The sequence below is a fragment of the Xenorhabdus sp. PB61.4 genome (assembly GCF_963894935.1).
In the GTDB taxonomy this organism is placed as follows: Bacteria; Pseudomonadota; Gammaproteobacteria; order Enterobacterales; family Enterobacteriaceae; genus Xenorhabdus; species Xenorhabdus stockiae.
Genome location: NZ_CAWQJR010000094.1, coordinates 1 through 2925, shown reverse-complemented (window position 1 = coordinate 2925; position 2925 = coordinate 1). Strand labels below are relative to the sequence as shown.

The window sequence follows — 2925 nt, the reverse complement described above, 5'->3', positions numbered from 1 at the left end:
TATCCAAGATTGGCGTCTTGCGATGAGTCGTTTTATGATTGAATTTGGTGACCGTTTAGACGGTCACGTTTAAACGAAAATGGCGATTACACAAAATACTAAACAAGGTCTTTTATCTTGGTCAGATTGGCGACGACGACATCAATACTATGCGCAACAATGTCACTACCGCTACCAGGCAAAGCGCCTGATGACGGAATCGTTACGACTGTAGTACTAGCAGGATATACACTTCACCTTTCAGGTTGCCTCTTCATTAGCTGCGCTCATTCCCCCAACCACATAGTTATCTATGTTCCGGGGGATTGCTGGCAACCGCAATGACGAGTCATTTAAGAAAAAAACTCAACATACATTTGTATTAAATGCAAAATTAAAAAATGAACAATAGCAATAGTGAAAATCCCCTTTCTACGAAAGGGGCATTGATATATCCCAACAAGAGACGTTATTGAGGATAGTGAAGCAGTAAATACCGTTAAACAGAAAGTCATGTATCGTACTTTTTACACGTAAGCATCAGCCAACGTCTGGGCGATCAATGTTTCAAAATGTAATTCCTGCCCGGCTGGTATTAACTGACGGTGAATATTACGGCGTTTTTCATCATCGAATAAACGCTGGGCAACCCATCCCGTCAAATACATTGCTGATAAACAGCCTCCTGCGGTAGCGATATTACCTTGAATAACAATCGGCGTATTTTCCGGTTCAATGCCCATTTCTCTAAAACGACCCATGGCATCAGGATGCGTAGTGACTTTTAATCCATCCAGTAACCCCAGTTTATGCAAGATAAATGCGCCCGAACAAACCGAACCTATTAGTTGTTTTTGTGGGTTGAGTTGTAATGCATCCATAAAATCTGAATTGGCCAATGCCGCAGGAACTCCTTTATAACCACTACTGAAAATGACAACATCTGCGTCGTTCGCTAATGCCACTGGCCCATCCGTTTTTACTGCTTGCCCTAGAGTTGATACATGCTCTGGTTTGGTTCCCAGTACTTTAACCTGCCAGTTCTGTTTTTCCCGACCAAAAATGTCACGCATAAGGAAGTAGTCAATATCGGTAAATTCATCAAAGATCACTATAGCAATGGTATACATATACACCTCAGCAACAGAAAGACATTGTATGATGGCGCTGAAAGGCCAAATCCCAGAAAGAAGCTCAAAGCTTAAATGAAAACATTTTTACAGTACACATGATGATTGCTAATTAATTGGTCACTTTTATTGGCTAATTAAGGCCGAAAAATAATTTATTGCTGGAATGGGTATTCTATACTTTCACTTATCTCAACCTTGATTGCTGATTTATCTGTAAATGAAGGCCAACCATATGACTTTTGTATAAATTTATAGGAATAATACTCTTTACCACTATCAATAAACTTCAGATTCAAAATACTCCATCCTCCATCATGACAATGCAAGTTTCTTGCATAATCCTCTTCAGAAAAACATGCCCTGATCATTTCCATTGATGAAAAAAGAATACTTTTAAATGCCGCCTCATATGAACCATCATTATTAAGCATCATAAAATCAGCAAATTCTTCTTCACGACCACCACCAGAATATCCTACTCCCCAATTCGAAACTAAGGCAACAGCCTGCTTAGTTTTACTCAGTGGATATAATGCTGGATATATATAAACACCGTTATCATTCAATTCCTCATCAGGATCAGCTCCCTCATAACTATGTTTGTAGCCACCAAAATCCCATAAACCATCCTGAATGTAAGCGCCACTTACCTTTCGAATCTTGATAAGTTCAAGTGATGGGTTTGTGAAATAAAATATATCCTCTCCCCCTCTCACTTTCCAAATTTTGGCTTCACGTTCACACTTCTTTTTTAGTGCGTTACATACACCCTGATATTGTTCACTCCCTTCTTTCAACGCAACTAATACGGTTGGTTTGATTACGTTTAAGGTTTCGCTCGCCATTAAAGGGAAAGAGACAACCATAAAAAATAAAGCACCTATTCTTTTCATTATATTCGTCCTAACCTATACACTTCGTCTTTCAAGTTGCCTCTTTGTTGGCTGCGCTCACTCACCCCAGTCACATAGTTATCTATGCTCCTGGGGATTCTCTCTCTTGCCGCCGCGATGCATCTTGAAATCCATTGTGTATAAATATATCCCGTAAATCTGTTACCAATATAGTCTTATTGGTATCTCAACTTCAGAATGTTTATGCTATTTTTACATATCCAATTAAGGAGCTCACATGAAAATATATACCTTTCCTAAAAGCCGTTCATTAAGAGTTTTATGGGTATTAGAAGAACTTGGTGTATCGTCCTACGATACGATCAGAGTTGATTTACTTAATGATAACCCCAGTATTACATCTCCTCACTCTCGAGGAAAAGTCCCTTTTATGATTGATGGCGATATACCAATAGAAGAAACATTAGCTATATGTCTTTATTTATGCGAGAAATACCCCAAAAAAAGTTTTTATTCGACTGATTTAAAAGAAAGAGCAATCATCAATTCCTGGCTTAGTTTTGCGCTTACAGACTTAGAATCTCCAATCTGGAATTTACTAAAGCAAATAATTTTTATCCCCGAAGAAAAACGCTCTTTAGAATTAGTTAATTATTTTAAAAAAGAATCCGAGAAAGTAATCAACCAGCTGAAATTTGATGAGGGTTTTGAGTGGATTGCAGGTAATAGTTTTACCTTAGCGGATATTTTTATGTCACATACGCTTCTTTGGGCTAAATTAGGTGGTATCAGTATAAGCCCAGCTATCAACGATTACATCAATAGAGCAACTAACCGGGTAGCATATTTAAATAGCTTGTCATAATGATGAGACTCTTATTTTTCTCATTTCTTTCCAATTCGTTAACGAGGCCCTTTTCAAAAAAATTTTCACATTACGAATAAGCTGCCACATAAAT

At 37.9% G+C, this 2925-nt stretch carries 3 protein-coding genes; 1 reads left to right on the top strand and 2 read right to left on the bottom strand.

The window, feature by feature from the left end:
- Positions 1 to 506 precede the first annotated feature (506 nt).
- Positions 507 to 1109 (bottom strand): DJ-1/PfpI family protein, encoded by a 603-nt coding sequence (locus tag AACX68_RS05955; RefSeq protein WP_228860816.1) that lies wholly within the window; start codon positions 1107 to 1109, stop codon positions 507 to 509.
- 155 nt (positions 1110 to 1264) lie between these two features.
- On the bottom strand, positions 1265 to 2005 hold the full coding sequence (locus AACX68_RS05950) for a hypothetical protein (protein ID WP_228860815.1): 741 nt from the start codon (positions 2003 to 2005) through the stop codon (positions 1265 to 1267).
- Between the two features lie 238 nt (positions 2006 to 2243).
- On the opposite strand from AACX68_RS05950, the gene AACX68_RS05945 reads away from it, so the two are divergent.
- Positions 2244 to 2831 carry a glutathione S-transferase family protein gene (locus AACX68_RS05945; protein ID WP_228860814.1) on the top strand — a complete coding sequence of 196 codons (588 nt, stop codon included), beginning with the start codon at positions 2244 to 2246 and terminating at the stop codon, positions 2829 to 2831.
- The last annotated feature ends 94 nt before the right edge of the window (positions 2832 to 2925 follow it).

What these genes read in the sequence shown, in the direction of transcription:
- AACX68_RS05955 (WP_228860816.1), bottom strand. Translation starts at nt 1,109, where the DNA reads ATGTATACCATTGCTATAGTGATCTTTGATGAATTTACCGATATTGAC.
- AACX68_RS05950 (WP_228860815.1), bottom strand. Translation starts at nt 2,005, where the DNA reads ATGAAAAGAATAGGTGCTTTATTTTTTATGGTTGTCTCTTTCCCTTTA.
- AACX68_RS05945 (WP_228860814.1), top strand. Translation starts at nt 2,244, where the DNA reads ATGAAAATATATACCTTTCCTAAAAGCCGTTCATTAAGAGTTTTATGG.